Genomic DNA, 24708 nt, shown 5'->3' on the forward strand with positions numbered 1-24708 from the left:
ATGGACCGGACTGAGTCGATTACCGCTCCGACCGCACCGCGCGTGATCGCGCGCGACGCGCATCCGCCGGTGTCGTGGCGCGACAGCCTGCGCACCAAGCTGATGCTGTGGTTCGGCGTGTTGGTCGGGGTGCTGCTGCTGATCGGCTTCGTCGTCGCCTTCCTGATCGCACGCCAGCAGATCATCGCCGGCGCCGAGGAGCGGACCCGCTACGAAGCCGCCCAGACCGCCGACCGCCTGCTCGCTTCGATGGAATCGGTGCGCATCACCGGCGCGGCCATAATCGGTCTGTTCAACAGCCTTGCGCTGGACCGCGAGGCGACGATCAAGGCGATGGAAGCCCTGTTGGACGCCGATGCCAGCGCCGTCGGCGGCTTGATCGCGCTCGAATCCGGTGTGCTGCCCGACGGCTTGCCGATGGCGTACTACGTCGGCGTCGACCGCCGCGGCGTGACCAATCGCGACCTCATCGCCATCGGCTACGACGCGCACCGACAGCCGTGGTACCGGCGCACGCTCGCCGCCGACACGCCCTGGTGGTCCGAGCCCTACTTCAACGAAACCGCCGGCGGCCACTGGATGAGCACCTTGAACCTGCCGCTGCGCGCGCCGGACGGCCGGCGCCTGGGCATGGTCAGCCTGGATGTGCCGATCGCGCGCTGGGCCGAACTGGTCGAACCGCTGCACCACATCCACGGCCAACGCCCGGCGCTGTTCGCGCCCGAGGGCGCCGTGACCCTGCATGCCGATCCGAACATCGCCTTGAAGACCACGCTCGAACGCTACATGGCCGCGGCCGGGCGCACCGACCTGACCGAGATGGCCGCGGCGCACGCGCGCGGACGCCGGTTCGAGTTCACCCATGTGCTGCCGGCCACCCGCGAAACGCGGTTTTCGGTGCTGGAACCCATCGGCGACACCGGTTGGGGCCTGCAAGTGTCGATGTCGCACAAGCCGCTGCTGGCCGCGCTCAAGCGCACCATCGTCCAACTGGCGGCGATCGTATCGATCGCTTTATTGCTGGTCACCTTGCTGGTGCGCCGGATGGCCGCGCGCATCACCACGCCGCTGAGCGACCTGACCGGTTCGGCCAGCCATTTCGCCGCCGGCGAATTCGACTATCCCCTGCACCAGACCGAGCGCCGCGACGAAGTCGGGGTGATGGCGCGCGCCTTCGACAACGCACGCGGCTCGATCAAGCGCCAGATCGTCGAAATCCAGGACATGAGCACGGCGCGGCAGAAGCTCGAAAGCGAGCTGGACATCGCCCGCGAGATCCAACTGGCGATGCTGCCCGGCGCGCGCGTGCTCGGCGCCGACGAGTGGCGCCTGCAGGCGAATGCGCGGCTGGAACCGGCCAAGGCGGTAGGCGGCGACTTCTACAGTTTCTTCGAGCGCGACACCCACACGCTGTGGTTCGCGATCGGCGACGTCTCCGACAAGGGCGTGCCGGCGGCCTTGTTCATGGCCCGCACCATGACCGTGCTGGAGATCGCCGCCGGCCGCGGCGGGTCGCCCGAAATCGCCCTGCAGGAAGCCGCGCAACGCCTGCTCGAAGGCAACGACACCTGCATGTTCGCCACCGTGCTGTGCGGCCTGATCGACGCGCGCAGCGGCGAGCTCGCCTTGGCCAGCGCAGGCCACGAACCCCCGGTGTTGTTGCGCGCCGACGGCAGCGCGGAATTCGTCGATCTGACGTCGGGCCCACCGCTCGGCGTGGTGGCGGACGAACACTATCCGATCTGGCGCGGCCGCCTGCGCAACGGCGAAGCCCTGGTGGCCTACACCGACGGCATCACCGAAGCCTTCGACGCCCATCAACAAGCCTTCGGCGCCGAACGCCTGTTGGCGGCCCTGCGCGGCGGCACCGACGCGAGCACCTTGTGCAGCGCCCTGGTCGCCGAGGTGCATCGCTTCGCCGCCGATGCGCCGCAGTCGGACGACATCACCGTGCTGTCCCTGCACTGGACCGGCAACGACGGCGCGCCATCGGACACGCCGGAAACACAGCGGTTCCGCGCACCGCAGGATCGCGCCCGGCTTGCGGAATTGTTCGCGGCCGTGGACGAAGCCTTGGTCCAGGCCCGCGTCGACAGCGCGCTGATCGGCGACGTGCGGCTAATCACCGAGGAGGTCATGTGCAATGCCATCGACTACGGCACCGAGCCCGGCGTCGAGCACGACGTCAGCCTCGAACTCGCGATCGAGCCCGGCCGCATCGAGTTGCGCTTCCGCGACGACGGCACGCCGTTCGACCCGCTGTCGCAAGCCGAACCCGACCTCGATGCCGACATCGACGACCGCCCGCTCGGCGGCCTCGGCCTGCATCTGATCCGCACCCTCGCCGACCAGGCCACCTACGTACGCGAGGACCGCTACAACGTGCTGCACATCGTGCTGCTACGACCCACTGCCGGCGACTGATGCCGACATCTCGAACCTGGAGCCACGCATGGACCTGACCATCCGGATCGACCCAACCACCGCCCACAGCCAGCGCGTCTACCTCGCCGGCCGCCTGGACACCTCCAGCTATGCCGAACTCGACCGCCAACTGGGGCCGGTGCTCGCCGCCAGCGTGCCCTCGCTCGTACTGGACCTCGCCGACCTGGAATACATCAGCTCCGCCGGCATCCGCTCGATCTTCCGTGCGCGCAAAGCCTTGGCGGCCCGCGGCGGCAAGGTGGTGGTGGTCAACCCGCAACCGCAGATCCAGAAAGTATTCGACCTGGTCAAGGCGGTACCGATGAACGAAATCTTCAGCAGCGTCGCCGAAGCCGATGCCTATCTCGACGCGATGCAGCGCAAGGTGCTGGCCAAGGGCGAGGACAGCGACGACGATTGAGTGGCGGAAACCGGAACGGAGGCGCCGCAGGGGCAAGGCCGGCGCCGGACTCGACAAGCTCTCCCCAGGACCTGGCCCTGGCCCGGCGAGCCGCCCAGGCCAGACCGCCCAGGCCGAAGGGAGGTCTGAAAGACCTACTCCGGGGCACTTGCATATCGTTTTTCGATATTATATATATCGTTTACCGATATGACAGAGGCAACCGTCCCATGACCCGCCCTCCGAACGCCCTCACCCTGGCCCGCTCGTTGATCCGCGGCCTCATCGTCCTCAACGCCCTCTACGCCTTCGCCATCGCCTCGCTGCTGATCGCGACCTGGGTCAACCCGAAGCTGTTGTTCGAGGCCCTCGGCGTGACCTACGAGCATTTGCACAACGCCCTGCGCGCCGTCGTGCTGATCGGCATCCTCGCCGCCTACCTCACCCATCGCGTGCTGCGCGCGTTGCTGGCGATCGTCGACAGCGTGCGCGACGGCGATCCCTTCATCGCCGACAACAGCCGCCGCCTGCAGGCCATCGCCTGGTGGGTGCTGGCCGGCGAAGGCCTGCGCCTGCTGATCGGCGCCATCGTCTACGGCGCCTCGAAAGCCGCGCCGTCGTTGAAGATGGACATCGACGTCGGCTTCTCGTTCGCGCCGTGGCTGGCGGTGTTGCTGCTGTTCGTGCTCGCCCGCGTATTCGAACAGGGCGCGCGCATGCGCAGCGACCTCGAAGGCACGGTGTAAGCCATGGCCATCGTGATCCGTCTCGACGAAAAACTGCACGAACGCCGCATGACCCTGACCGAACTGTCCGAGCGCGTCGACATCACCCTGGCCAACCTGTCGATCCTCAAGACCGGCAAGGCCAAGGCGATCCGCTTCTCCACCCTGGAAGCGATCTGCAGCGTACTCGACTGCCAACCCGGCGATTTGCTCGCTTTTGATCCGACGCAACCGATGCAGGAGTGAGGGCAGGCGCGGAACAACATCGCGCTGAAGTCTATAGATCCCCGCCTTCGCGACGCTCGGTCGAAGCCCCTGTAGGAGCGGCGTGAGCCGTGACCAAGGGACGCGCAGAGGGCGCACCGCTGACGTGATCGATCGAAGCCGCGAGCTATCGCGGGATAGGAGCGGCGTCCTACTGGATTTCCTTCGGTCGCAAGTCGCGACCGCGCAACTGGCGGTTGCTGCGTTTCTTACTGCAGAGCAATGAAGCAACATCTAAAGCTTCCGTCCGCTGACGCGGCCGGGTTACTTTCTTTTGCTAAGCCCAAAAGAAAGCTAACCAAAGAAAAGGGCTCTCCTTGCAAGGGCACAGGCCACGAGTGCGATGCCGGCGCCGGGATTTTTCGATAGGACATCCTTGTCCTATCGAAAAACGGCGCACGTCCTGTGCGCCGCCCTCTGGGTCTCCACTTGACCGGCAAAGCAGCAAAGCGGCAAAGCAGATCAAAAGCTCGGCAACGGCAACGTCGTTGCTGCTCTAGAGTAGGAGCGGCGCAAGCCGCGACCGCGAATCTACAGGTGCCGGCGCTGGCGATCGTCGCTGCGTGGTCGCGGCTTGTGACCGAAGGAAATCCAGTAGAACGCCGCTCCTACCCCTTGAGCCGGCGTAGCTGCAGGGTTGTTGTTGCTGCTGTTGCTGTGCGCAGCTTCATATTCGCGAAGGCCATAGAAGACCCGGAGGGCGGCCCGCAGGGATGCGGGCCGTTTTTCATCGGGACAGGGATGTCCCGTATGAAAAATCCCTGCGTCGGCATCGAGCGTGCGGGCCTGTGATTCAAAGAAAAGCATTTTTCTTTGGTTACCTTTCTTTTGTTGCTTATGACAAAAGAAAGTAACCCGCCGCTTTAGTGGCGGAAGCTTTTGGCGTTTGATCCTGATCCTATGGAATCGACACGGCGCGAGACCGCCACAGCGTGGTCGCGGCTCGCGCCGCTCCTACCCTGCCGGGCTGCGGCCGGCATCGGTGCAAGCCGCGACCGCGGATCTACGGCCGCCGGCGCGGGTGATCGTTGCGACGTGGTCGCGGCTTGTGACCGAAGGAAATCCAGTAGGACGCCGCTCCTACCCCGAAGCGGCGTTGCCGTAGCTGTGCGTCGCCTGGCACTAGCGAAGGCCATAGAAGACCCGGAGGGCGGCCCGCAGGGATGCGGGCCGTTTTTCATCGGGACAGGGATGTCCCGTATGAAAAATCCCTGCGGAGGCACCGCTCGTGCGGGCCTGTGATTCAAAGAAAAGCATTTTTCTTTGGTTACCTTTCTTTTGTTGCTTATGACAAAAGAAAGTAACCCGCCGCTTTAGTGGCGGAAGCTTTTAGCGTTTGATCTAGATCTAGATCTTACGTGAGCGATACGCCACGAGACCGAAACGACGCGGTCGCGGCTTGCGCCGCTCCTACCCCGCGCCAATACGCCGCTTCGATCAATGACAGCGGCGATGTGCTGCTGCGCGTCCCGCGGTCGCGGCTCACGCCGCTCCTACAGGGGAAGCCGCCCCCTCACCACACCTCGCACCGCTTCTCCTCCGCCCGCACCATCGCATCGCCCGCCTTGCACTCGAACACCTGCTGGAACGCCGGCAGGTTCGACAGCGGGCCGTTGACGCGGTACTTGGCGACGGGGTGCGGGTCGCCCTGGATCATGGTGCGCTGGGTTTCCAGGCGGGTTTCGTCGCCGCGGAACTGGCCCCAGGCGATGAAGAACTGTTTCTCGGGCGAGAAGCCGTCAAGGGTCGGCTCCGGGCCCTTGCCTTCGCGCGACTTCAGATAAGCGCGATACGCGATCTTGGCGCCGGCCAGGTCGCCGATGGATTCGCCCAGCACCAGTTTGCCGTTGTGATGCTGGCCGGGTTCGATGAAATAACCCTCGAACTGGTCGACCACGCACTGGCCCTTGGCCGCGAACTGCTTGCCGTCGGCGGGCGTCCACCAATTGGACAAACGGCCCTTGGCGTCGAACTGCGCGCCTTGGTCGTCGAAACCGTGGCTGATCTCGTGGCCGATCACCACGCCGATGGCGCCGTAATTGACCGCGTCGGTCGCGTTCACGTCGAACGCGGGCGACTGCAGGATGCCGGCCGGGAACACGATCTCGTTCTGCAGCGGGTTGTAGTAGGCGTTCGAGGTCGGCGGGGTCATGCCCCAGCGGCTGCGGTCGGTGGGCTTGCCGATCTGGCTGCGGTTGTCGGTCACGTTCCAGCGCGAGGCGGCGACGAGGTTGTCCCAGGCCGAGTCGCGGCTCACCGCGACGCCCTGGTAATCCTTGAACTTGTCCGGGTAGCCCAGCTTGGCGACGAAGGTCGAGCGTTTTTCCAGCGCCTTCTTCTTGGTCGCGTCGTCCATCCAGGCCAGCTCGCCGATGGTGTCGTCCATCGCCGCGAGGATGTTCTTGACCATGTCCTGCATGCGCGCCTTGGCTTCCGGCGGGAAGTACTTCTCCACATACTTCTGCCCCAGCGCTTCGCCGAGCTGGGTATCGGTGAGCTCGGCGCAACGCTTCCAGCGCGGCTTCATCTGGGTGGCGCCGGTCAGGAACTTGCCGTTGAAGGCGAAGTTCTCCTCGACGAAGGGCTGCGACAGCGAGTCGGCGGCGGTGTTGAGCAGATGCCACTGCAGATAGGTCTTCCACTGCGGCAAGGGCGTCGTCGCCAACTCCTTTTCGACCTGCTGCAGGAACTTCGGCTGGGTCACGTTGACCGCGTTGCGCGGCACGCCGGCCGCATCGAAGTAACGGCCCCAGTCGAAACTCGGCGCGAGCTTGGACAGGTCGGCGAACGCGGTCGGGTTGTCCTGCAGCTTCGGGTTGCGCAACTGCACGTTGTCCAGCGAGGCCTCGGCCAGGCGCTTCTCGAAGTCGAACACGGTCTGTGCGTCGCGTTGCGCCTGCTCGGCCGGGGCGCCGGCCAGTTCGAACATCTTGGCCACGTGCACCAGGTACTTGGCGCGCGCCTCGACGAAACGCGGCTCGGGCTTGAGGTAGTAGTCGCGATCCGGCAAGCCGAGGCCGCCGGCGTAGACATGGGCGATGGTCTGCGACGGCTCGCGCAGGTCCTCGCCGGCGAACAGCACGAACGGCACGCCGACCCCAGCGTCGTGCAGCTTGCCGATCATGCGCTGTACGCCGGCACCATCGCCGATGGCGCCGATCTCGCTCAACCACGGCTGCACCGGCTTGCTGCCGAGCGCATCGACCCGCGACTCGTCCATGCAGGCCGCATAGAAATCGCCGGCCAACTGGCCCGCACTGCCCTTCGGCCAATCCTTGCGCGCCGACAACTCGGTCAGGATGTCGCGTACTCGCTCCTTGTTGAGCTCACCCGATTGCCAGCGCCGGCTCCAACGGTCCATGTAGTCCGGAATCGGATTCTGTTTGCGCCAAGCGCCGTTGGCGTAGTCGTAGAAATCGGTGCAGGCATCGCCTTGGCGGTTGATATCGTCGGGTTGGATGCCGTGCAAGGCGCCGGCGGACGCGGTGGACATGGCCAACAAAGCGACGAGCGGGAGGCTGGACTTGGACACGGCACGATCCCTGCTGAATGGTGCCGCCACTATAGCGAGCGCCCTCGCCCGGACCCGTCCCAGAAGTCCTGTTCGCACCGGACCCCGCCCGCATTGCGTCGATCGGCCAGGCCGCGATGCAGCGCCTGAGACAAGAACGCCTCCATCCGATGCCGTCTCGATGCACTGCACAAGGTTCCACCCGCGTGCATCGCCTCAGGCCCAACCCAACCCGCCACCCTGACACGTCCGCAGCCTGCGCAACGGGCATAGGCCGCATTGCGACGCCTTCAAGCCGTGTGCGCGATCCCGGTTTACGCACAGGAAAAAACCGACTGCGTCGTATCACTGAAAGCGTGATCCGTCTCAAGTCGAGGCACATTGCGCCTGACTATCCTCGCCGCCGGATCGCCTAACGGTCCGCTCCGCACCGGCCGCGAAGCCCGGACAGCGTGTCGCTTCGCATGACGACTCCTCCCATCCACTCAGGATTCTTTCTCATGCGCTCCAAGTCCTCACCTGCACGCACGAAATCCGCTCCCTTGCTGCGTTTGCTGCTGCCGTGCCTGGCGATCGCGGCGATGCCCGCGGTCGCGCCTCTCGCCGCACCGCCGTCGCACGCGCCCGCATCCCTGTCGGTCATGCCCAAGCCGGCCAAGACCCAACTCGGCCGCTACGATTCGCGCGAGTACATCGAAGTCAAATTCGTGCGCGACAGCCAGGTGCGCCTGCAGGGCGGACGCCCGACCTCGGCGAAATACGGGCGCCTGGCGGCACTGGAAAGTCTCGCCAGCGGCGCCGGCCCGGTCGCGAACATGGAGCCCTTGTTCCGTGCCGACGAGGCCACGCTCACGGCCTTGTCGAAGAGCGCACAACCGCAGGCGCAGAACGAACAGCCCGATTTGAGCCAGTGGTTCCGCCTGAAAGTGCGGCCGGGCCAGGACATCCAGCGGGTGATCGACGAACTCAACGCCATGAGCATCGTCGAGATCGCCTACCCGGCGGCGCTGCCGATGCCGCTGCCGGCCTCGCCGGCTTATCACGACTACCAGTACTACAAACTGCCCGCGGCGCAGAACGGCATCGACAGCCAGTACGCCCGCACCGTCGCCGGCGGCGACGGCACCGGCGTGCGCGTGCTCGACATCGAATACAGTTGGAACACCAACCACGAAGACCTGTCCAAGCTGCGCCTCGCCGGCGCGCTGATCGCCAACGGCACCCCGAGCGACCCGTTCAACGACAACAACCACGGCACCGCGGTGATGGGCGAACTGGTCGCCGACAACAACGGCATCGGCGTCACCGGCTTGGTCAGCGGCGCCAGCGCGCATTACACCAATGCGATGAACACCCAGCGCGGTTACGACCTGGCCAACGCCATCCTGACTGCCGCCAATGCGCTGCGCGCCGGCGACGTGATGCTGCTCGAACAACAGGCGGCCGGGCCGAGCGGCTGCAGCAATTACGTGCCGGTGGAGTGGACGCCCTCGGTGTACGACGCCATCGTCGTCGCCACCAACAAAGGCGTGCACGTGGTGCAGGCTGGCGGCAATGGCAACATGAATCTCGACAACACCGCCTGCTTCGGCTCGCCGTTCCCACGCAGCCGCCCGGACTCGGGGTCGATCATCGTCGGCGCCGGCGGCCCGCGTTCGACCACCTGGTGCAGCGACACCGTCGCCGAACGCGCCAAGCAACCGTTCTCGACCTACGGTCGCCGCGTCAACGTCCAGGCTTGGGGCCGCTGCGTCACCAGCACCGGTTATGGCGGCCTGTACAACGGCGGCGTCAACGCGCGCTACACCAAGACCTTCTCCGGCACCTCCAGCGCCTCGCCGATCGTCGCCGCGGCGGTGGTATCGTTGTCCGGCATCGCCAAGCAACGCGGCATCACCCTCACCCCGCGGCAGATGCGCGACCTGCTCATGACCACCGGCACCCCGCAGACCGGCGGTGGCGGCCAGATCGGCCCGCTGCCGGACCTGCGCGCAGCGATCGCACGGCTCGTCACGATGCGTTGAGCCACAGCGAGCGAAGGGCCGCGCGCCCTTCGCTCGCGTTCTCCCAAGCGCGACGACCCCAAGGGTAGGAGCGGCGTAAGCCGCGACCACGAAACCGAAACTGCGACGGATCTTTCGCCTGTGCGGTCGCGACTCGCGTCGCTCCTACCCTTGTATCGTCGGCCTTTGTAGGAGCGGCGCGAGCCGCGACCACGACCATGCCACTGCGACGAACCCTGCCCCGCAGCGTGGGTCGCGACTCACGTCGCTCCTACAGGAAGCCCGGTTCTAAGGGGTAGGAGCGGCGCGAGCCGCGACCGTGAAACCGAAACTACGACGGATCTTTCGCCTGCGCGGTCGCGACTCGCGTCGCTCCTACCCCATGGATCGTCGGCCTTTGTAGGAGCGGCGTAAGCCGCGACCGCGACAATGCCACTGCGACGAAGCCTGCCTCGCAGCGTGGGTCGCGACTCACGTCGCTCCTACAGAAAGCCCGGTTCTAAGGGGTAGGAGCGGCGTAAGCCGCGACCGCGAAACCGAAATTACGACGGATCTTTCGCCTGCGAGGTCGCGACTCGCGTCGCTCCTACCCTTTGGATCGTCGGCCTTTGTAAGAGCGGCGTAAGCCGCGACCGCGACAATGCCACTGCGACGAAGCCTGCCTCGCAGCGTGGGTCGCGACTCACGTCGCTCCTACAGGCAGCCCCGCTCTAAGGGGTAGGAGCGGCGCGAGCCGCGACCACGACAATGCCACTGCGACGAACCCTGCCCGCAGCGTGGGTCGCGACTCACGTCGCTCCTACAGGAAGCCCGGCTCTAAGGGGTAGGAGCGACGCAAGCGGCGACCGCGCGGCTTCCGATCACAGCGGAAACATCCCCATGCGATCACCGCACCAGCGCCCCTGCCCCGACCCGCAACATCCGGTCCCCCACTGGCGCTCGGCACTTGCATAAGAAGGTCATCGCCCGCCCCTTCGTTCACGATTTTCATAATCGGAAACGGCCTTGACCACGCCGAAACCAAGCAGTTTGTCTCAGTTTCGAGGTAGGGGTGCCACGCCGGGGCCCCGTTCTATTCCATGCGGCCCGGCTGAGCGCTTCGTGCCTGCCACCCCCAGCGACCTGCCCCGGCCCCGCCGCCACTGTTGTCCGCATCCCTCTCTGCCTTAGGAGTTTTTGGATATGCGCAAGTTCAGTATGTCGGTTCTCGCTGCCACCGTAGCCATGACCGTATCCGGCGCGGCCCTCGCCGCCGACGACCTCGCCCCCGCGTTGAAGTCGGCCATGCAGCGCGACCTGGGATTGTCGGGCACGCAGCTCGCTCAGTACCTGAAGACCGAACGCCTCGCCGCACAACAAGAAAAGACTCTGGAAAAGCAGCTCGGCCGCCACTTCGCCGGCGCCTGGCTCGAGCGCAAGGCCGACGGCTCGTTCGGCGTGGTCGCCGCCAGCACCTCGATCAAGGCCGCCAAGGCCGCGGCCGGCGTGGAAACCCGCCAGGCGCGTCATAGCCTGGCCGCGCTCAACGCAGCGAAGGGACAACTCGACAGCCAGCTCGCGCGCAACGGCAAGGCACCGAAGGGCGTGTACAGCTGGGCGGTGGACCTGCCGAGCAACAGCGTGACCGTGGGCGTGGCCCCGGGCGCGGAAGAAGCCGGCGTCGACTTCGTCGCGCGCAGCGGCCTGGATGCGAGCACCGTGCGTTTCGAAACCCTGAGCGAAGCGCCGCAGCGCCGCATCGCCATCCAGGGCGGCCGCGGCTATCTGCGCGACCCGGGCGACGGCTACGTCTATGCCTGCTCGGTCGGTTTCCCGGTGACCAAGGGCACCACCCTGGGCTTCGCCACCGCCGGCCATTGCGGCGACACCGGCGAAGTCGTGTACCACGAAGTGTCGCAGTGGACCCCGGGCGTGCGCCTGGGTTCGTTCGCCGCCTCGTCGATGCCCGACGGCAACCAGACCGGCCCCGACCGCGGTTGGGTGCAGGTCGACAACACCCACACCCTGTCGGCCAGCGTCTACGGCTACGGTAGCGGCGACGTCAACGTGGCCGGTAGCACCGAAGCCGCGGTCGGCGCCGCGCTGTGCCGTTCCGGCCGCACCAGCGGCTGGCGTTGCGGCGCCATCCGCAGCAAGAACATGACCGTGTCCTATGTCGACGACGCCGGCAACCCGGACGGCACCGTGACCGGCCTGACCCAGACCACCGCCTGCGCCGAAGGCGGCGACTCCGGCGGTTCGTACATCACCGGCGCCGGCCAGGCGCAGGGCGTGCTGTCGGGCGGCAGCGGCAGCTGCAAGGGCCGCCAGGGCCGCACCGGCGGCGGCAACAGCTACTTCACCCCGATCAACTCGATCCTCAGCACCTATGCCTTGACCTTGAAGACCACGCCGTAATCCATCGCGGTTGCGACAGGTGTCCGAGCGCCCCGGGTTTCCGGGGCGCTTTTTTTTGCCCGGCGCAATCGGCGGCTGTCGCTTCGCCGGCGTGCGCCGCAACCGCGCCATTACTTCAACGACGACGTGCGATCGATACATCGATGGCGCGCGTCATCGCAACCGGTCGATGCGCGCATGTGTGACAACGGGTCAGCGACGACCACGAAAGCTCCGACCAACGTTTCCGCATCAAACGAAAGAAATCCACTGTCACAACAAAGCGTGCGCAAACCGCTATTTTCAAGATGTTTTCTGTATTTCCCGAAGAACATTTACAGAACCAACAAGGACGTCTCATTTCGCGCATAGGGCAAACAGATCGCGTCGCGTTCTAATCGATGCGGCCCGACGAAGCGCTGCATGCGATGCAACCTCACGCATGACAACGCCGCGCTTCAACGGCCGCGAATCTGATTGCCCCCACTCGTCCATGGAGTTTCTGGAATGCGTAAGTTCAACCTCTCGATCGTCGCTGCCGCCGCAGCCATGTTCGTATCCGGTGCGGCCGTCGCCGCCGACGATCTCGCTCCCGCGCTGAAGGCCGCCATGCAGCGCGACCTGCGTTTGTCCGGCCCGCAGTTGGTTCAGTACCTCAAGGCCGAACGCCTTGCCGCGCAGCAGGAAAAAACCCTCGCCAAGCAACTCGGCCGCAACTTCGCCGGCGCCTGGCTAGAGCGCAAGGCCGACGGTTCCTTCGGCGTGGTCGCCGCCAGCACCGCGATCAAGAGCGCGCCGGCCGCGGCCGGCGTCGAAACCCGTCGCGCCCGTCACAGCCTCGCCGCGCTCAATGCCGCCAAGGCGCAACTCGACGGCCTGCTCAACCGCAGCGCCAAGGCGCCGAAGGGCGTGTACAGCTGGTCGGTCGACCTGCCCAGCAACACCGTCACTGTGAGCGTCGCTCCGGGCGCCGAAGACACCGGCGTCGACTTCGTCGCCCGCAGCGGCCTCGATGCGGGCGTGGTGCGCTTCGAAACCCTGAAGGACGCGCCGCAGCGCCGCATCGCCATCCAGGGCGGCCGCGGCGTGCTGCGCGAAGTCGGCAACAACCGCATCTCGGCTTGCTCGATCGGCTTCTCGGTCACCAAGGGCAACAGCGCGGGCTACGCCACCGCCGGGCATTGCGGCAACGTCGGCGACATCGTGTATCACGAAGTCTCCCAGTGGGAGCCGGGCGTGCGTGTCGGCACCTTCGCCGCATCCGCCATGCCGGACGACAACGCGCGCGGCCCCGACCGCGGCTGGGTCCGGGTCGACAACACCCACGTCCTGTCGGCGAGCGTCTACGGCTATGGCAACGGCGACGTCGCCGTGCGCGGCAGCACCGAAGCCGCCGTCGGCACCGCCGTCTGCCGTTCCGGCCGCACCACCGGCTGGCATTGCGGCGCCATCCGCAGCAAGAACGTCACCGTGTCCTACACCGACGACTACGGCAACCCGGACGGCACCGTGACCGGCCTGACCCGCACCACCGCCTGCGCCGAAGGCGGCGATTCCGGCGGCTCGTTCATCACCGCCGAAGGCCAGGGCCAGGGCGTGCTGTCGGGCGGCAGCGGCGACTGCGTCGGCGCCGCGGGCGACAACGGGGGCGGTAACAGCTACTTCACCCCGCTCAATTCGATCCTGAAGGCCTACACGCTGACCCTGCGCACCAGCCCGTAATCCATCGCGGTTGCGACTATGGGTCGAACGCCCCGGAGGTTTCCGGGGCGTTTTTTTGTGGGCGTCCCGTCTAGCGGTTCCCCCTCCCCCTGTAGGAGCGACGTGAGTCGCGACCGCGCAGCACTAGCTTGCCGCGCCTCCTCTTACAACCCCAAGAGTAGGAGCGGCGTCCTACCCTGGGATGCTCGGTTGCAGGGAGATGCGACGCGAGCGGGTGGCTGCGCGGTCGCGACTTACGTCGCTCCTACAGGGAGATCCTAAAGGCCTAACGGAGACGCAAACGACGGCCGGACCGCCCGGCCGTCGTTCACTTAGCGCCGGTCAAGGCTCGATCGTGATCGTCGGCGGACTGCCGTCGCCGTGAGCCGCATTCGAACTGTTAGCCACGGTCGGGGCCGTGCAGGTGCTGGTGTGGTCGATCGCGTTGGTCGTCGCCCCATCCGCGCCGATCAGGGTCGTGCGCCAGGCGAAGGTGGCGGTCGGCATCGACCCGGTGGTCGTGCACTTGAAATTGAAGGTCAAGGGCGAGGCGGTATTGCTGGTGTAACTGCCGTTGTAGTCGTTGCAGGTCCAGCCGGAAGGACAGCTGATGATCTTGGTCCTGCGCTGCACTGTGAATTTCGGCACGCCCTTGTAGAACACCTGCGCCTGAAAGGCGACGTTGTGCGGCCCCGACACGTTCGGTATGCGGTCCAGGCTGAAGGCCTCCTTCAACACCGACACGCCGAGCGCGGAGAAATGATCCACCGGCACGAAGTACAGGTCGTTATGGGTCGGCGTGCCCGGGCCGCCGCGTCCGTGGACGATGCCGTAGGCGGTGTTGGTGCCGAACACCGGCCCGCCGCTGTCTCCGACGTCGTTCATCACCTGGTTGCTGGCGTTGTGCACGCGGATGAAAGTGCCGACCGCTCCGTTGTACATCGCCTGCGCGTTCTTGTCGGCGACCTGACCGCAGGTGTAGTTGGTGGTAATGCCGTTCTTGCATGCCGTCGCGCCCAACGGCAGGTTGGCCGAGGTCGTCACGCTGGTGATCTCCATCGTCGCCTGCGGCCCGCCGACCAGCTTGATCTGGTTGCTCTGCACCTGCGGCGTGCCGCCGGACTGCTTGTTCCACTGCAGGTCCAGCGAACCGCTGTTCTGCTCGCTCTTGAACGCCAGGGTCACGTTCGGGCTGCCGATGTAAGTCAGCGCATTCTCGCAATGCCCGGCCGTGATCACCCCGAGTTCGCGCGTCGCGTTGACCACGTTGAAGCCGGTCGTGCAGCGCAATGTCGCCCCGTCGACCCGACTGCCGCCGACGATCGCCGTGGGCGTCATCAGCGCCGGCACCTTGTGCAGCTTGATGTAGTCGGCCACTGCCATCAGCCCGGACAGGCGCTTGGAGGCGGTCGCGGTGTCGAGCACGAACAGATTGACCTGCGAGGTCTTGAGGTCCAGCCCCGACTCGAACGCGACACCCGACTGGCTCAACTGGGCCGCCAGTTCCTCCTGCGCCCCGCGCAGCAACTCCAGCGGGCGCGGCGCCAGTTGCGCCACGAACAGCGGGTCCTGGGTGTAGCGCGACAGCAGCGCCTTCGGCGTCTTGGTGAAGCGCACCACCACCCGGTATGTCGGCTGGTGCTCGATATACAACCCGGCGAACGTATCCGGCAACTCGCGCTGCAGCCGCTGCTCCAACAGCGCGATCTCCGGCACCTGCGCCGTGCGGCGCTTGGCTTCGGCCAGCGGCACCTTGAACTGCTGCGCATACGACACCGCGATGGGGTCGCCGCCGGTTGGCTGCGCATTGAGGCCCAGCGAGAACAGCAAGCCGACGGCCAGCGCGGCCGGGGCGAGACGTGCGGAATGACGGTATCCAAAATCCATGAGGAAACGCTCCTTTAGTTGTCGACAGGCAGGCGCCTGTCGCCCGACTTATAGCGTTAGCGGCACCGATGAGAAGCCGGTACTGTCAAAAGTGACGTCGATTGTTGGTTGGCGAGGGAGCGAAACGCGACGGACGTGCCGGTTTGATAAAGACCATGGGTAGGAGCGGCGTCCTACTGGATTTCCTTCGGTCACAAGCCGCGACCGCGCTGCGGCAATCTCGCGCCGAATCCCTCTGCAATCCGAGCTGGCGCGGAATGGCTGTGCCGTTCGGCGCGAGATTGTGACGGCGCGGTCGCGGCTCGCGCCGCTCCTACCCTTTGCAACCTCGGTTGCTTGAGGATTCGGCGCGAGACCACAACTTCGCAGTCGCGACTCACGTCGCTCCTACAGCGAAAACATCCATCGAAAGCGCACCCTTCCTTGTCGGCCTACGTCTCCTCCCCATCCTTGTAGGAGCGACGTAAGTCGCGACCATGCAATCCCACCTGGCTCCGTCCCCACCTGCAACCCAAAGGGTAGGAGCGGCGCGAGCCGCGACCGCGCCGTCGCGATCTCGCGCCGAACCTCACAGGCATGCTGCGTGGGCTCGGTTGCAGGGAGATTCAACGCGAGATGGATACTTCGCGGTCGCGGCTTGTGACCGAAGGAAATCCAGTAGGACGCCGCTCCTACCCTTTGCAACCTCGGTTGCTTGGGATTCGACGCGAGGCCACAACTTCGCGGTCGCGACTCACGTCGCTCCTACAGGGGAGGCATCGAGCGAGAAACGAAACTTTCCTAGACTGTGAACTCCACAAAAAACGCCGCCCGAAGGCGGCGTTTTTCGTTACGCAAACGGCTTTATTTGTTCTTCGGCACTTCGACCGTAGCCGAGTCGCCCACGTCGTTGCCCGAACCGTCCTGCGCGGTGTAGGTCGCGGTGTACACGCGGCCGTCGCCGTTTCCGGCCCGCTCGCTGCGCAGGTCGAACTGCAGGTCGGGGGTGCCGATGGCGGCGTTCTGGATGTCGTTGACGGTATCGCCGTCGGCATCGCCGTTGTCGGGCTCGTCGCTGGTCACGCTGGTCAGGACATAGCTCACACCGGGGCAGTTGTCGGTGGCGACCACGGTGGCCCAGATCGGCACCATCTTGTGGTTCGGCGGCCACAGCTGGTTGGGATCGAGGCTGACGTCGATCGTCGGCGGGCTGTCGTCGACGATCTGCGCCAGCGCGGTGTCGTTGGTCGACAGGCCACAACCGTCCTGCGCGGTCACGCTGACGGTGAGCTGCGCCGGCGAACCGGTCAGATCGGATACCACCACGCTGCCGCTGACGCCGACCTGCGTAGACGTGATCTGCTGGATGTTGATCGTCGGCGTACCCAGGGTGAAGTTGTTCGCGCCCTTGATCAGGTCCACATCGACATCGCCGGCCAGCACGCCGCAGGTGTCGGTGGCCTGGGCGGTGAACTGCACGGTGAACTGGCATTGGTCGTCCACCGCGCCACCGGCCGTGTTGACCGCGACGCTCGGCGCGGTGTTGCTGACGCCCAGGTCCTGGTCGTTGATGTCGAAGAAGATGTTGCCGACCGACTGCAGCTTGATGCGGTTGTCCGAACCCGATGCGCAGGGCACCACGAACGAGCTCGCACCGTCGTTGGCGGTGGAACCTATCAAGGTAGTGGCGAAGTTCTGCCCGCCGTCGCTGGAGAACAAGGCGCTGACCTGCGGTGCGATCGAGCCGCCGCCGACCTCCCAGGTCAACGGCACGGTGCAGCCGGCGCCCAGGGTGCCGCTGTTGGGCGAGGTGATGAAGAACGGATCGCCTACCACCTGGATGTGCATGCCGTCATAGGCCACGCCACCGCCGCCCATGCGGTTGTCGCGCGCGATCAGGCGGAAGTTCATTTCGCGATCGACCTGCGGCAGGATTTCGCCAGCGCGGGTCACGCCGTCGAGCAGGTCCTGCAGGTTCGGGATGATGCGCGAGCTGGACGCGCCCGGGGGCAGCGAGCGGACCAACGGGCCGTCGCCGGGGTCGGTGTTGATGGGCCGCTGGGTCACCGCGCGGTCGTACTGCTCCCAGTTGTAGGTCAAGGCATCGGCATCGGTCGCCGAGCCGCTGAGTTCGAACGGGGTCTGCCGCGGGATAGTGTAGTCCCCGCCGGCATTCACGTTGGGCGCCGAGTTGCCGGTGTTGACCAAGGTGCCGCAGGTGGAGCCGACGCCGACGAATACGTTGGTGACGATTTCGTCGAAACTGCGCGAGTGGAAGTACGAACCGGCACCGATCACCGAGGTGTCGACGTCGTCCGAATCGCAGTTGCCGTTGTACGACATGCGGGTGGTGCCGCTGCCCGGCTCGTAGCCGCTTTCGCTGTCGCCGGCGAGGAACTCGTTCAAGGTGCAGCTGCCGCCCGCGCCGGTGAAGGTGTGGCGTGCGCCGAGCTGATGGCCGACCTCGTGCGCGAGCAAGCCGCTGGCGCTGTTGGCGCCGTTGTTGCCCATCTGCCCCGCCCCGCGTCCCTTGTGCAGGGTGTCGTTGGTGGTTTGGCAGACCACGTACCAGGCGCAACCGCTGGCGCCGTTGCCCGCGCGCGTGGCGAACAGGAAGCCCAGGTCGTAGTCCGCATCGTCCAACACCACCTTGTTGTTGTCGCGATTGGCATCGCGCAAGGTGCAGGGGCTTTGGGTGTTGTCGAACGGGTCGGTGTCCGGATCGCTATAGATCACATCGTCGCTGGCATCGGCAATCACCAGGCGCACGCTGACCTCGGGTTCCAACACCGCATTGGCACCGGCCAGATCGGCGACGATCGACGACCACACATCGGCCAGGCCACCGCCCGCATCGCGGGCCTGGTAGAACTCGCCGGTGGTCGACGCCGCCAGCCGATAAATCCGCAACTGCGTGCCCGCCGAGACCTTGGCGTTCTCCTTGAGCTGCGACACCAGCGCGGCGGAGAAGCGCGGCACCGGTGGCTCGTGATGGTGATCGTCGTCGCCCAGGTGGAAATCGTTGGCGCCGTCGGTGCGGTCCTGATCGCGATAACTCAGGTAGACGCGGCCATTGGCGGTTTCGACCGGCTCGACGCGCAGGATGCCGTCGTCGGTCTGGCCCGAGATGAACACGCCGCGCGTGCCGACGGTGATATGGCCGGTGAAGCCTTCGCGCTCGTCCTCGAATACATAAGTCTTGATCTGCGGGAACTGCCCCGCCAGGTTCGGCCCCAGCAACTGGCTTTGCGCCAGGGCAATCTGCACGAAACCGCCGCTGGCGCGCGGCAGATAGATCTGCGTCTGCGGCGGAATCGGCCCGAAGGTTTCGCGCGGCGTGCCGCGCAGGCGCGCTTCGAGCATCATCGCGTCCAGCGTCAGCGGCACATAGCCGGTCGGCGCCGGAAAGCGCTCGGGCAATTGCACCGCCGGCAGGGTTTGCCACATGCCATCGGGCGAAGCGCCACCGTTTACCAACATGGCCGCCGCGGCCAGCGGATTCGGCGCGAAGGCCGCACCCGCTGCGCCTGGCGAGCCGCTCGCAGCGGCGTCCTGATGCGTGTCCACGAACGAAGGCGCCGAGATCCGGCTCGCGAACGCGAGCGCAGCCAAACCCAACGCGATCAGAGAAACCGCGGCCCACCGCTTGGGGCCGCGCCGGAACGTCGAATGGGTAGTCATGACACAGGTCCTGGTCATAGGGGAATGCCAGCGCGGCCTCGGGGGCAGTCCGAGCACGGCGCTGGCATGGGGGACAACGCGGGCGCCGCGCGGCGTCGGACAGAGATGAGACGCGGAGTGCTCATGCGACCCTATTCAGGTGACCAGCGGTCGGATTACCTACCTATTTCAGCTCCAGGGATGGTCCGGCCGTTCGTCTAGCGCCCCTCGCGAGTCCCGGCGTTTTGCAATGCAGCAGCGATCGTTAGCGCATGTACCGCACAGCTAACGACCGAGGGATGCCTAATTGCTCCAGCCTGACCTCGGACTTCTGCAAAACGCGGCAACGAAGCTGCGCTGCTCTTGTTCAACGACTGCGCACCCGTGACGTGCGGTTTCGCATCCAAGAACACACTTCAACCCGAAAATGCGCAACCGGGTGTTGCCGTTGAAACTTTGCCGCGTATCGACAAGGCTTAGCGCATCTACCGGGATACGACCATGCCTCGACACATCGCCGCGACGTTCAAGCCGTCGACTGCATGGCCTAGCGCGATCGTATGCATGCTCCTTGTTTCCTGCAGCCCGTCTACTGGCATATCGACCTCGCCGTCTTCTGCACCCTCCACCAAGGCACCGCCCGCTGCCGCACCGAATCCGGCCGCACGGAACGAGCATCCAGCTCCCATGGTCCCCAAGCAAGCCTCCCCTATCCCACCTGAGTTGCCGGCCGAGCAAGTGGAGTCGATCATCTTCAGCTTGATCGACGGGGTCCGCACCAAAGCAGACCTCACAGAGCCACACATCGAAGGGCTGACCGGATTGAGTCTGCATCGCCTGGACAACCGCGACGCGTCCTACGCCAAGGGGACGACTGTCGAGGGCTGGCGATTCGCCATCGGCATCGAGCGATTCGCGGTCGACGACGTCAGACTGGAGATTGCGGCCATCCCCAGAAAGCAAAGCGAGGGCAACAGCGCTTCTGACTGCACGCTGCCCTTCGACAAGTTGCGCAGCAAGCTGGACGCCGCCAATTTCCGCAGCGACAAATCGACCGGACTGCACGGAAAGACATCGAACTGGCGCTTCTCCAAGAACCGGCAAGTGGTGCACGTCGACCTCTACCCAACCGAACCGCTCGCTCGCGGCGGCATCGAGTGCATCGATCACATCTCGGTCGTGATTGACTGAGCCGTGAACTGATTCGATAGGCCCCAGCAAATACGCAACTCCCAGTTGCTCTTGCAACCCGATGCCAGTTCCATGACCCTAGCGGCATCTTTTCTGAACCGGTCCATGGCCCGACTCATCGCCCAGATCCATTTCGACACACGCACACTCGGTTGCGCGATCTTGTGCTTGGGCCTCGTCGCCTGCGGCTCCCCAGCGGAGGTCTCGGCCACCACACCGCAGCCCGATCGATCCGATCAACCGGCATCGCTTTCCAGCGCCAAGGCTCAGCCTGTGAAAGACACCCCCAATGCGTCGGCTTCAGTGCCAAAGCTGAGCAAGAAAGAGTTCGAAGAAAAATTGTTCGCCCTTATCCAGGGCATTCAAGCCCCAGACGATCTGAGCAAGGCCCGGGTCGAGGCTCTAACACAACTTCCATTGGGCCCATCCGAAGTCGAGGGCACCTGGTCGGCTCGGGGCGTCCTCGACTCCGGCTCGGGCTACTCTTTCGATGTCACCCGGTATGCCAACGGCAACAAGGAAGTGCAGCTTTATCTGCCAGACGAAAAACGCTACGACCCGCAGCGGCGCCATAACTGCGCGCTGCCCTTGGCCGGCCTGCACGACCAGCTGAAAGCCATGGGTTATCGGGACAACGAATTCCCGGGACCGGACGGTCTGCCGCAAGCCAGGCAGTACTGGAAAGGCCGGCAATCGCTGCTGATTGACTACACCTACCATGACACGCCCGCAGGCGATCAGACCGCATGCGTGCATGCCGTCACGATCGAGATGATCATTGAGGACTAAACACCGCCATGGATCGGCACGAATCGCTCTTCCACGAGTTCGGCAGAAACGGCGTTTCCAAACAACAGCTCGAGCTTATCGCCAAAACCATCGCTAGCTCGCCCAAGCTGAACCATGAGATCACCCGAGCCATCGATGCCGGCGACATAGGTCGGCTGGGCTACGTCGATCTTTACCCGACCGAGCCGCTCGATCTCGGTGGGATCGAGTGCATCGAGCACATTTCGGTCGTGATCGACAACGCCGAGAACCAACCCCACAAACCCGAGTCATTGCGCAACTCCCAGTTGCTCTTGCAACCCGGCACCAGTTCCATGACTCTATTTGCATCTCTTCGGAACCGGTCCATGGCCCGACTCATCGCCCAGCTCCCTTTCGACACACGCACACTCGGTTGCGCGATCTTGTGTTTGGGTCTGGTCGCCTGCGGCTCTCCAGCGGAGGTTTCCGCGTCCGCGCCGCAGACCAATGGGCCTGCATCGCTTTCCAGCCCCAAGGCTCAGTCCGTGAAAGACACACCCAATGCGCCGGCCTCAGCGCCAAAGCTGAGCAAGAAAGAGTTCGAAGAAAAATTGTTCGCCCTCATCCAGGGCATTCAAGCCCCAGACGATCTGAGCAAGGCGCGAGTCGAAGCTCTGACACAACTCCAGTTAGTTGCCACCGAAGTCGACGGCACCTGGGACGCACAGGGATATCTTGAGTCTGGCTCACCCTACTCCTTCGGCTTCAACCAGTACGCCCCCGACGACAAGCGAGTAGTGATCCGCCTACCGGATGAAAAGCAATACGATCCGCACCGGCGCCGCTCATGCATATTCGCCTTGACAGCCCTGCACGACAAACTGAAGGCGACAGGCTATCAGGACGGTGAGTTCCCAGGTCCTGACAACAAGCCGCAAGCATGGCAGTACTGGAAGGATCAACAATCGCTGCTAGTGGATTACACCTACCACGCGACATCCGAGGAATCTAGATGCATTCACTCCATCACGATTGAGATGATCATTAAGGATTGAAGACATCCATGGACCGGCACGACTCACCGTTCCACGAATTCGGCAGAAACGGCGCCTCGAAGCAGCAACTTGAGCTAATCGCAAAGGCGATCGCCGGCTCTCCCAAGTTGAACCGGGAGCTCACTCAAGTCATTGACTCGGGTGATGTAATGCGCCTGCGAAAGCTCGACGAAGGCGCTTCGGCAGATGGAAGCTACGACTCAACCCATCGGACACTGAATCTCAACCCCCGTGTGTTGGATCGCCAACCTACACGCGCGACCTTGGATCGCCTCACGGCCGTCATCGGCCACGAAGTTTCTCATGCGATGCAACGAGCAGATGCCTTCTCTGCCGGGGCCCGCTTCACCGAACGGGTCCAAGAACTGGCTCAAAGCAACACTGCAAAGCGCGACTACACCGCTATCGTCGCAAGCCATATCCAGAACGATCGCAAGCAAGAAGCCTTGGCCGAACTGAACGGCTTGAATACGTTAGCCGACCGGATGCGTAACGCGGGACAGCCGGTCACGCGCGAATCTTTTGCGGACCGCGCGCAAGACCTTGTCTCGTGCGTGACGAGGACACCCACGAGGTTGGATCCGCGCATACATTTCGATGCCAGCACCGGAACAATCCCAGTTGATGCTCAGAATATCGAAGCCGTGGCCAGCTGCTTCTACGATATCGTTCGCACAAAGGGCGAGTACCGGTACGACTCAGCGGCCTACGCAATCTCGATAATTGCACAGAAAGAGTTCGATGCACGCAGACTCGATCCGGACCGATCGCCGACCGGCGCGGAACTGGATCTGAAATCGCTGGGCATCGATCCGCAAAAGCTGCAAGCCCACACGTTCGACCTAGGGCCGATGCGCGATGGCCCCTTCTATCTGACCGACATCAGCGGTCCGCAAAAGCAGATCATCGAGATCCAGCATTCCGCGAAAAGGCAGGAAGAGTCGAAACACCTGCAAGGACCCACCACAGCGCAAGACCCGGCCCACCCGGATCACCAGCTGTACCAGCAAGCCATCGACGGTGTGGCGGCCTTGGACCGTGCCATAGGAAAAACTTCGGATGCGGGCAGCGAGCGGCTGGCCGCAAGCCTATTGGTGCTGGCCAAGGAAAATGGCCTGCAGCGCATCGACCATGTCGTCCTGAGCCAAGCTGCACCGGGTGTGCGTCCGGGCGAAAACGTCTTCGTCGTACAGGGCGAACTGAACGACCCCGCCCATCTGCGGGCGCATATGAAGACAGACCAAGCTACGGCGAAGCCCGTCGAGGCATCGTTCCAGCAACTGGAAACGGTGAATCAGCGCCAGAGCGAACAGCAATCCGAGGCTCAACAGCTCACAGCAGCTTTAGCCACGGAGCCGGCTCGCACCGGATTTTCACGTTGACCGCAACGAACTGACGACCGCGAAGTACCTAGCGCCGCATCGCACCGGACAGCAGGACCGTCCGGCCTTGGGCCGACGGCGCCGCGGACAGCAGAGCCGAGGCGACCGCCGACGCGTCGATGGGTTTGTAGTTCGCCGGGATCAGGAACCCCACCACCTTGCCGAGTGCGGAGCCCAGCACCTCGCCCTGCCGGGTCGGTTGCCCGAGCACCTCGCGGTCTCCGACCAGCAACGATGGGCGGGCGAAGACCACGCCCTCGAACGGCATCGATGCCAAGGCGTCCTCCAACTCGCCCTTCACCCGACTGTAGAAGACCTTCGACTTGGAGTCGGCGCCCATCGCGCTGACCAGCCCGACCCGCTTGGCGCCCGCGGCCAAGGCCGCCTTCGCCACCGCCAGGTTGGCTTCGTAGTCGACGGCACGAAACGCGGCCTGGCTGCCGGCGACCCTGATCGTCGTGCCCAACGCCAGATACACCTCGTCCGCACGCGGCAGATCAGGCAGTGCGGCGAAGTCGACGACGTGCGCCGTCAGTTTCGGATGCGGCTCTGGCGGCACTCTGCGGCCGAGGCTGTGCACCGCGGCGACGCTCGGGTCGGCTAGCAGCCCGGACAGAAGCTCCCTGCCCACCAGGCCGGTTGCGCCTGCGACGATGACGGTGCGGGTTGCCATGAGGAACTCCGATCGAGCGAGCTTGGATTCTGCTCAGGTCTCGGCTTGGCCGTCCAGGGCGACGGACTACCGCGCTCACCCAGGGCGGAACACGCTATAGCCCGGATGGGCTGACAGCCTCGGCTATCCGGTCCAAGTCGTCGGCCAGACGATCGAAGCAGTGAGCTAGCGCCTGTGCCGACAGATAGACCACATCTGGGTCGCCCTCTCCGTGCGGATCGGTGAGCTGGGCCAGCAAGCGCAGTTGGTCGCGAGTCTGAGTCAGGGCGTGTTGTGCCGTGGCGGGCATTAGGTAGCTATGAGGTGTGGTGATAGGGACGCGGCTTCCGTTTCGCATGAGCATCTCCCGAAGGTCATTGATCCATGACGGGAGCATTTTATTCTATTTTTGAATATTCTCAAAGAGGATACAGCATCTGTGCGGGCCTTCGGATACCGCACACATGTCAAGCAGCACGCTCTACACGAAAGAGAACGAAGTTCTCTCCCAACTCATCCGCGAAATGCGCAATGCAGCCGGCCTCACTCAAGCAGCCTGCGCCGAGGCGCTGGGCAAGCCGCAGTCTTATGTGAGCAAGATTGAGGGTGGAACTCAGCGCATCGATCTGATTCAGCTAAAAGAATACTGCGCCATTTGCGGTGTATCACTGACAAACTTTGTTAAGCGCTTCGAGTCAAAATTATGAAGTTGCACTCTCAAGGTACAGGTGCATCACCCAAGCGGATC

General features: G+C 64.7%; 18 protein-coding genes. 12 read left to right on the forward strand and 6 right to left on the reverse strand.

Annotated elements, in window-relative coordinates; translation table 11 throughout:
* The 4 genes from ACKN61_RS14890 (at position 1) to ACKN61_RS14905 (ending at position 3795) form a co-directional block, all read left to right on the forward strand.
* Positions 1-2424: a SpoIIE family protein phosphatase gene (locus ACKN61_RS14890; RefSeq protein WP_408950193.1), complete on the forward strand. Its 2424-nt coding sequence runs from the start codon at positions 1-3 to the stop codon at positions 2422-2424.
* Between the two features lie 28 nt (positions 2425-2452).
* A complete protein-coding gene (locus ACKN61_RS14895) occupies positions 2453-2845 on the forward strand; it encodes an STAS domain-containing protein (protein ID WP_408950194.1) in 393 nt (130 codons plus the stop codon).
* A 209-nt stretch (positions 2846-3054) separates the two neighbouring features.
* Positions 3055-3570 (forward strand): DUF2975 domain-containing protein, encoded by a 516-nt coding sequence (locus tag ACKN61_RS14900; protein WP_408950195.1) that lies wholly within the window; start codon positions 3055-3057, stop codon positions 3568-3570.
* Positions 3571-3573: 3 nt separating this feature from the next.
* On the forward strand, positions 3574-3795 hold the full coding sequence (locus ACKN61_RS14905; RefSeq protein ID WP_031370053.1) for a helix-turn-helix transcriptional regulator: 222 nt from the start codon (positions 3574-3576) through the stop codon (positions 3793-3795).
* 549 nt (positions 3796-4344) lie between these two features.
* Here the strand turns inward: ACKN61_RS14905 and ACKN61_RS14910 are convergent.
* Positions 4345-4620 (reverse strand): hypothetical protein, encoded by a 276-nt coding sequence (locus ACKN61_RS14910; RefSeq protein WP_408950196.1) that lies wholly within the window; start codon positions 4618-4620, stop codon positions 4345-4347.
* A 706-nt stretch (positions 4621-5326) separates the two neighbouring features.
* Entirely contained in the window at positions 5327-7306 is a 1980-nt protein-coding gene (locus tag ACKN61_RS14915; protein ID WP_408950197.1) for a M13 family metallopeptidase, read from the reverse strand.
* A gap of 518 nt (positions 7307-7824) precedes the next feature.
* Between ACKN61_RS14915 and ACKN61_RS14920 the strand changes: the two genes are divergently transcribed.
* The 3 genes from ACKN61_RS14920 (at position 7825) to ACKN61_RS14930 (ending at position 13425) form a co-directional block, all read left to right on the forward strand.
* Positions 7825-9348 (forward strand): S8 family peptidase, encoded by a 1524-nt coding sequence (locus tag ACKN61_RS14920; protein ID WP_408950198.1) that lies wholly within the window; start codon positions 7825-7827, stop codon positions 9346-9348.
* A 1161-nt stretch (positions 9349-10509) separates the two neighbouring features.
* Positions 10510-11724, forward strand: a complete 1215-nt coding sequence (locus ACKN61_RS14925) for a S1 family peptidase (RefSeq protein ID WP_408950199.1) — start codon at positions 10510-10512, stop codon at positions 11722-11724.
* Between the two features lie 486 nt (positions 11725-12210).
* Positions 12211-13425, forward strand: a complete 1215-nt coding sequence (locus ACKN61_RS14930) for a S1 family peptidase (protein WP_408950200.1) — start codon at positions 12211-12213, stop codon at positions 13423-13425.
* A gap of 321 nt (positions 13426-13746) precedes the next feature.
* On the opposite strand, the gene ACKN61_RS14935 is transcribed toward ACKN61_RS14930, so the two are convergent.
* Entirely contained in the window at positions 13747-15291 is a 1545-nt protein-coding gene (locus ACKN61_RS14935) for a S1 family peptidase (RefSeq protein WP_408950201.1), read from the reverse strand.
* An 843-nt stretch (positions 15292-16134) separates the two neighbouring features.
* Positions 16135-18951: a reprolysin-like metallopeptidase gene (locus ACKN61_RS14940; protein ID WP_408950202.1), complete on the reverse strand. Its 2817-nt coding sequence runs from the start codon at positions 18949-18951 to the stop codon at positions 16135-16137.
* A 666-nt stretch (positions 18952-19617) separates the two neighbouring features.
* On the opposite strand from ACKN61_RS14940, the gene ACKN61_RS14945 reads away from it, so the two are divergent.
* From ACKN61_RS14945 to ACKN61_RS14960, 4 genes are all read left to right on the forward strand, one after another.
* Complete coding sequence (locus ACKN61_RS14945) at positions 19618-20121, forward strand: hypothetical protein (RefSeq protein WP_408950203.1); 504 nt, start codon at positions 19618-19620, stop codon at positions 20119-20121.
* A 105-nt stretch (positions 20122-20226) separates the two neighbouring features.
* On the forward strand, positions 20227-20910 hold the full coding sequence (locus ACKN61_RS14950) for a hypothetical protein (protein ID WP_408950204.1): 684 nt from the start codon (positions 20227-20229) through the stop codon (positions 20908-20910).
* A gap of 8 nt (positions 20911-20918) precedes the next feature.
* The gene (locus tag ACKN61_RS14955; RefSeq protein WP_408950205.1) at positions 20919-21926 is read left to right on the forward strand and encodes a hypothetical protein; all 1008 of its coding nucleotides are present in this window, start codon (positions 20919-20921) and stop codon (positions 21924-21926) included.
* Between the two features lie 8 nt (positions 21927-21934).
* Entirely contained in the window at positions 21935-23308 is a 1374-nt protein-coding gene (locus ACKN61_RS14960) for an XVIPCD domain-containing protein (protein ID WP_408950206.1), read from the forward strand.
* Between the two features lie 28 nt (positions 23309-23336).
* Here ACKN61_RS14960 and ACKN61_RS14965 read toward each other — a convergent pair whose 3' ends face one another.
* Both ACKN61_RS14965 and ACKN61_RS14970 read right to left on the reverse strand, forming a co-directional pair.
* A complete protein-coding gene (locus tag ACKN61_RS14965; RefSeq protein WP_408950207.1) occupies positions 23337-23981 on the reverse strand; it encodes an NAD(P)H-binding protein in 645 nt (214 codons plus the stop codon).
* A gap of 94 nt (positions 23982-24075) precedes the next feature.
* Positions 24076-24357, reverse strand: a complete 282-nt coding sequence (locus ACKN61_RS14970) for an XAC0095 family protein (protein WP_408950208.1) — start codon at positions 24355-24357, stop codon at positions 24076-24078.
* A 67-nt stretch (positions 24358-24424) separates the two neighbouring features.
* Between ACKN61_RS14970 and ACKN61_RS14975 the strand changes: the two genes are divergently transcribed.
* Positions 24425-24667, forward strand: a complete 243-nt coding sequence (locus ACKN61_RS14975; protein WP_408950209.1) for a helix-turn-helix domain-containing protein — start codon at positions 24425-24427, stop codon at positions 24665-24667.
* Positions 24668-24708 lie beyond the last annotated feature (41 nt).

It is taken from the genome of Lysobacter sp. Hz25, from assembly GCF_046097045.1.
GTDB classification, from domain to species: domain Bacteria; phylum Pseudomonadota; class Gammaproteobacteria; order Xanthomonadales; family Xanthomonadaceae; genus Lysobacter; species Lysobacter antibioticus_B.

What these genes read in the sequence shown, in the direction of transcription:
- ACKN61_RS14940 (WP_408950202.1), bottom strand. Translation starts at nt 18,951, where the DNA reads ATGACTACCCATTCGACGTTCCGGCGCGGCCCCAAGCGGTGGGCCGCG.
- ACKN61_RS14945 (WP_408950203.1), top strand. Translation starts at nt 19,618, where the DNA reads ATGGTCCCCAAGCAAGCCTCCCCTATCCCACCTGAGTTGCCGGCCGAG.
- ACKN61_RS14905 (WP_031370053.1), top strand. Translation starts at nt 3,574, where the DNA reads ATGGCCATCGTGATCCGTCTCGACGAAAAACTGCACGAACGCCGCATG.
- ACKN61_RS14935 (WP_408950201.1), bottom strand. Translation starts at nt 15,291, where the DNA reads ATGGATTTTGGATACCGTCATTCCGCACGTCTCGCCCCGGCCGCGCTG.
- ACKN61_RS14925 (WP_408950199.1), top strand. Translation starts at nt 10,510, where the DNA reads ATGCGCAAGTTCAGTATGTCGGTTCTCGCTGCCACCGTAGCCATGACC.
- ACKN61_RS14900 (WP_408950195.1), top strand. Translation starts at nt 3,055, where the DNA reads ATGACCCGCCCTCCGAACGCCCTCACCCTGGCCCGCTCGTTGATCCGC.
- ACKN61_RS14970 (WP_408950208.1), bottom strand. Translation starts at nt 24,357, where the DNA reads ATGCTCCCGTCATGGATCAATGACCTTCGGGAGATGCTCATGCGAAAC.
- ACKN61_RS14965 (WP_408950207.1), bottom strand. Translation starts at nt 23,981, where the DNA reads ATGGCAACCCGCACCGTCATCGTCGCAGGCGCAACCGGCCTGGTGGGC.
- ACKN61_RS14895 (WP_408950194.1), top strand. Translation starts at nt 2,453, where the DNA reads ATGGACCTGACCATCCGGATCGACCCAACCACCGCCCACAGCCAGCGC.
- ACKN61_RS14920 (WP_408950198.1), top strand. Translation starts at nt 7,825, where the DNA reads ATGCGCTCCAAGTCCTCACCTGCACGCACGAAATCCGCTCCCTTGCTG.
- ACKN61_RS14910 (WP_408950196.1), bottom strand. Translation starts at nt 4,620, where the DNA reads ATGCTTTTCTTTGAATCACAGGCCCGCACGCTCGATGCCGACGCAGGG.
- ACKN61_RS14890 (WP_408950193.1), top strand. Translation starts at nt 1, where the DNA reads ATGGACCGGACTGAGTCGATTACCGCTCCGACCGCACCGCGCGTGATC.
- ACKN61_RS14960 (WP_408950206.1), top strand. Translation starts at nt 21,935, where the DNA reads ATGGACCGGCACGACTCACCGTTCCACGAATTCGGCAGAAACGGCGCC.
- ACKN61_RS14930 (WP_408950200.1), top strand. Translation starts at nt 12,211, where the DNA reads ATGCGTAAGTTCAACCTCTCGATCGTCGCTGCCGCCGCAGCCATGTTC.
- ACKN61_RS14915 (WP_408950197.1), bottom strand. Translation starts at nt 7,306, where the DNA reads ATGTCCACCGCGTCCGCCGGCGCCTTGCACGGCATCCAACCCGACGAT.
- ACKN61_RS14975 (WP_408950209.1), top strand. Translation starts at nt 24,425, where the DNA reads ATGTCAAGCAGCACGCTCTACACGAAAGAGAACGAAGTTCTCTCCCAA.
- ACKN61_RS14950 (WP_408950204.1), top strand. Translation starts at nt 20,227, where the DNA reads ATGGCCCGACTCATCGCCCAGATCCATTTCGACACACGCACACTCGGT.
- ACKN61_RS14955 (WP_408950205.1), top strand. Translation starts at nt 20,919, where the DNA reads ATGGATCGGCACGAATCGCTCTTCCACGAGTTCGGCAGAAACGGCGTT.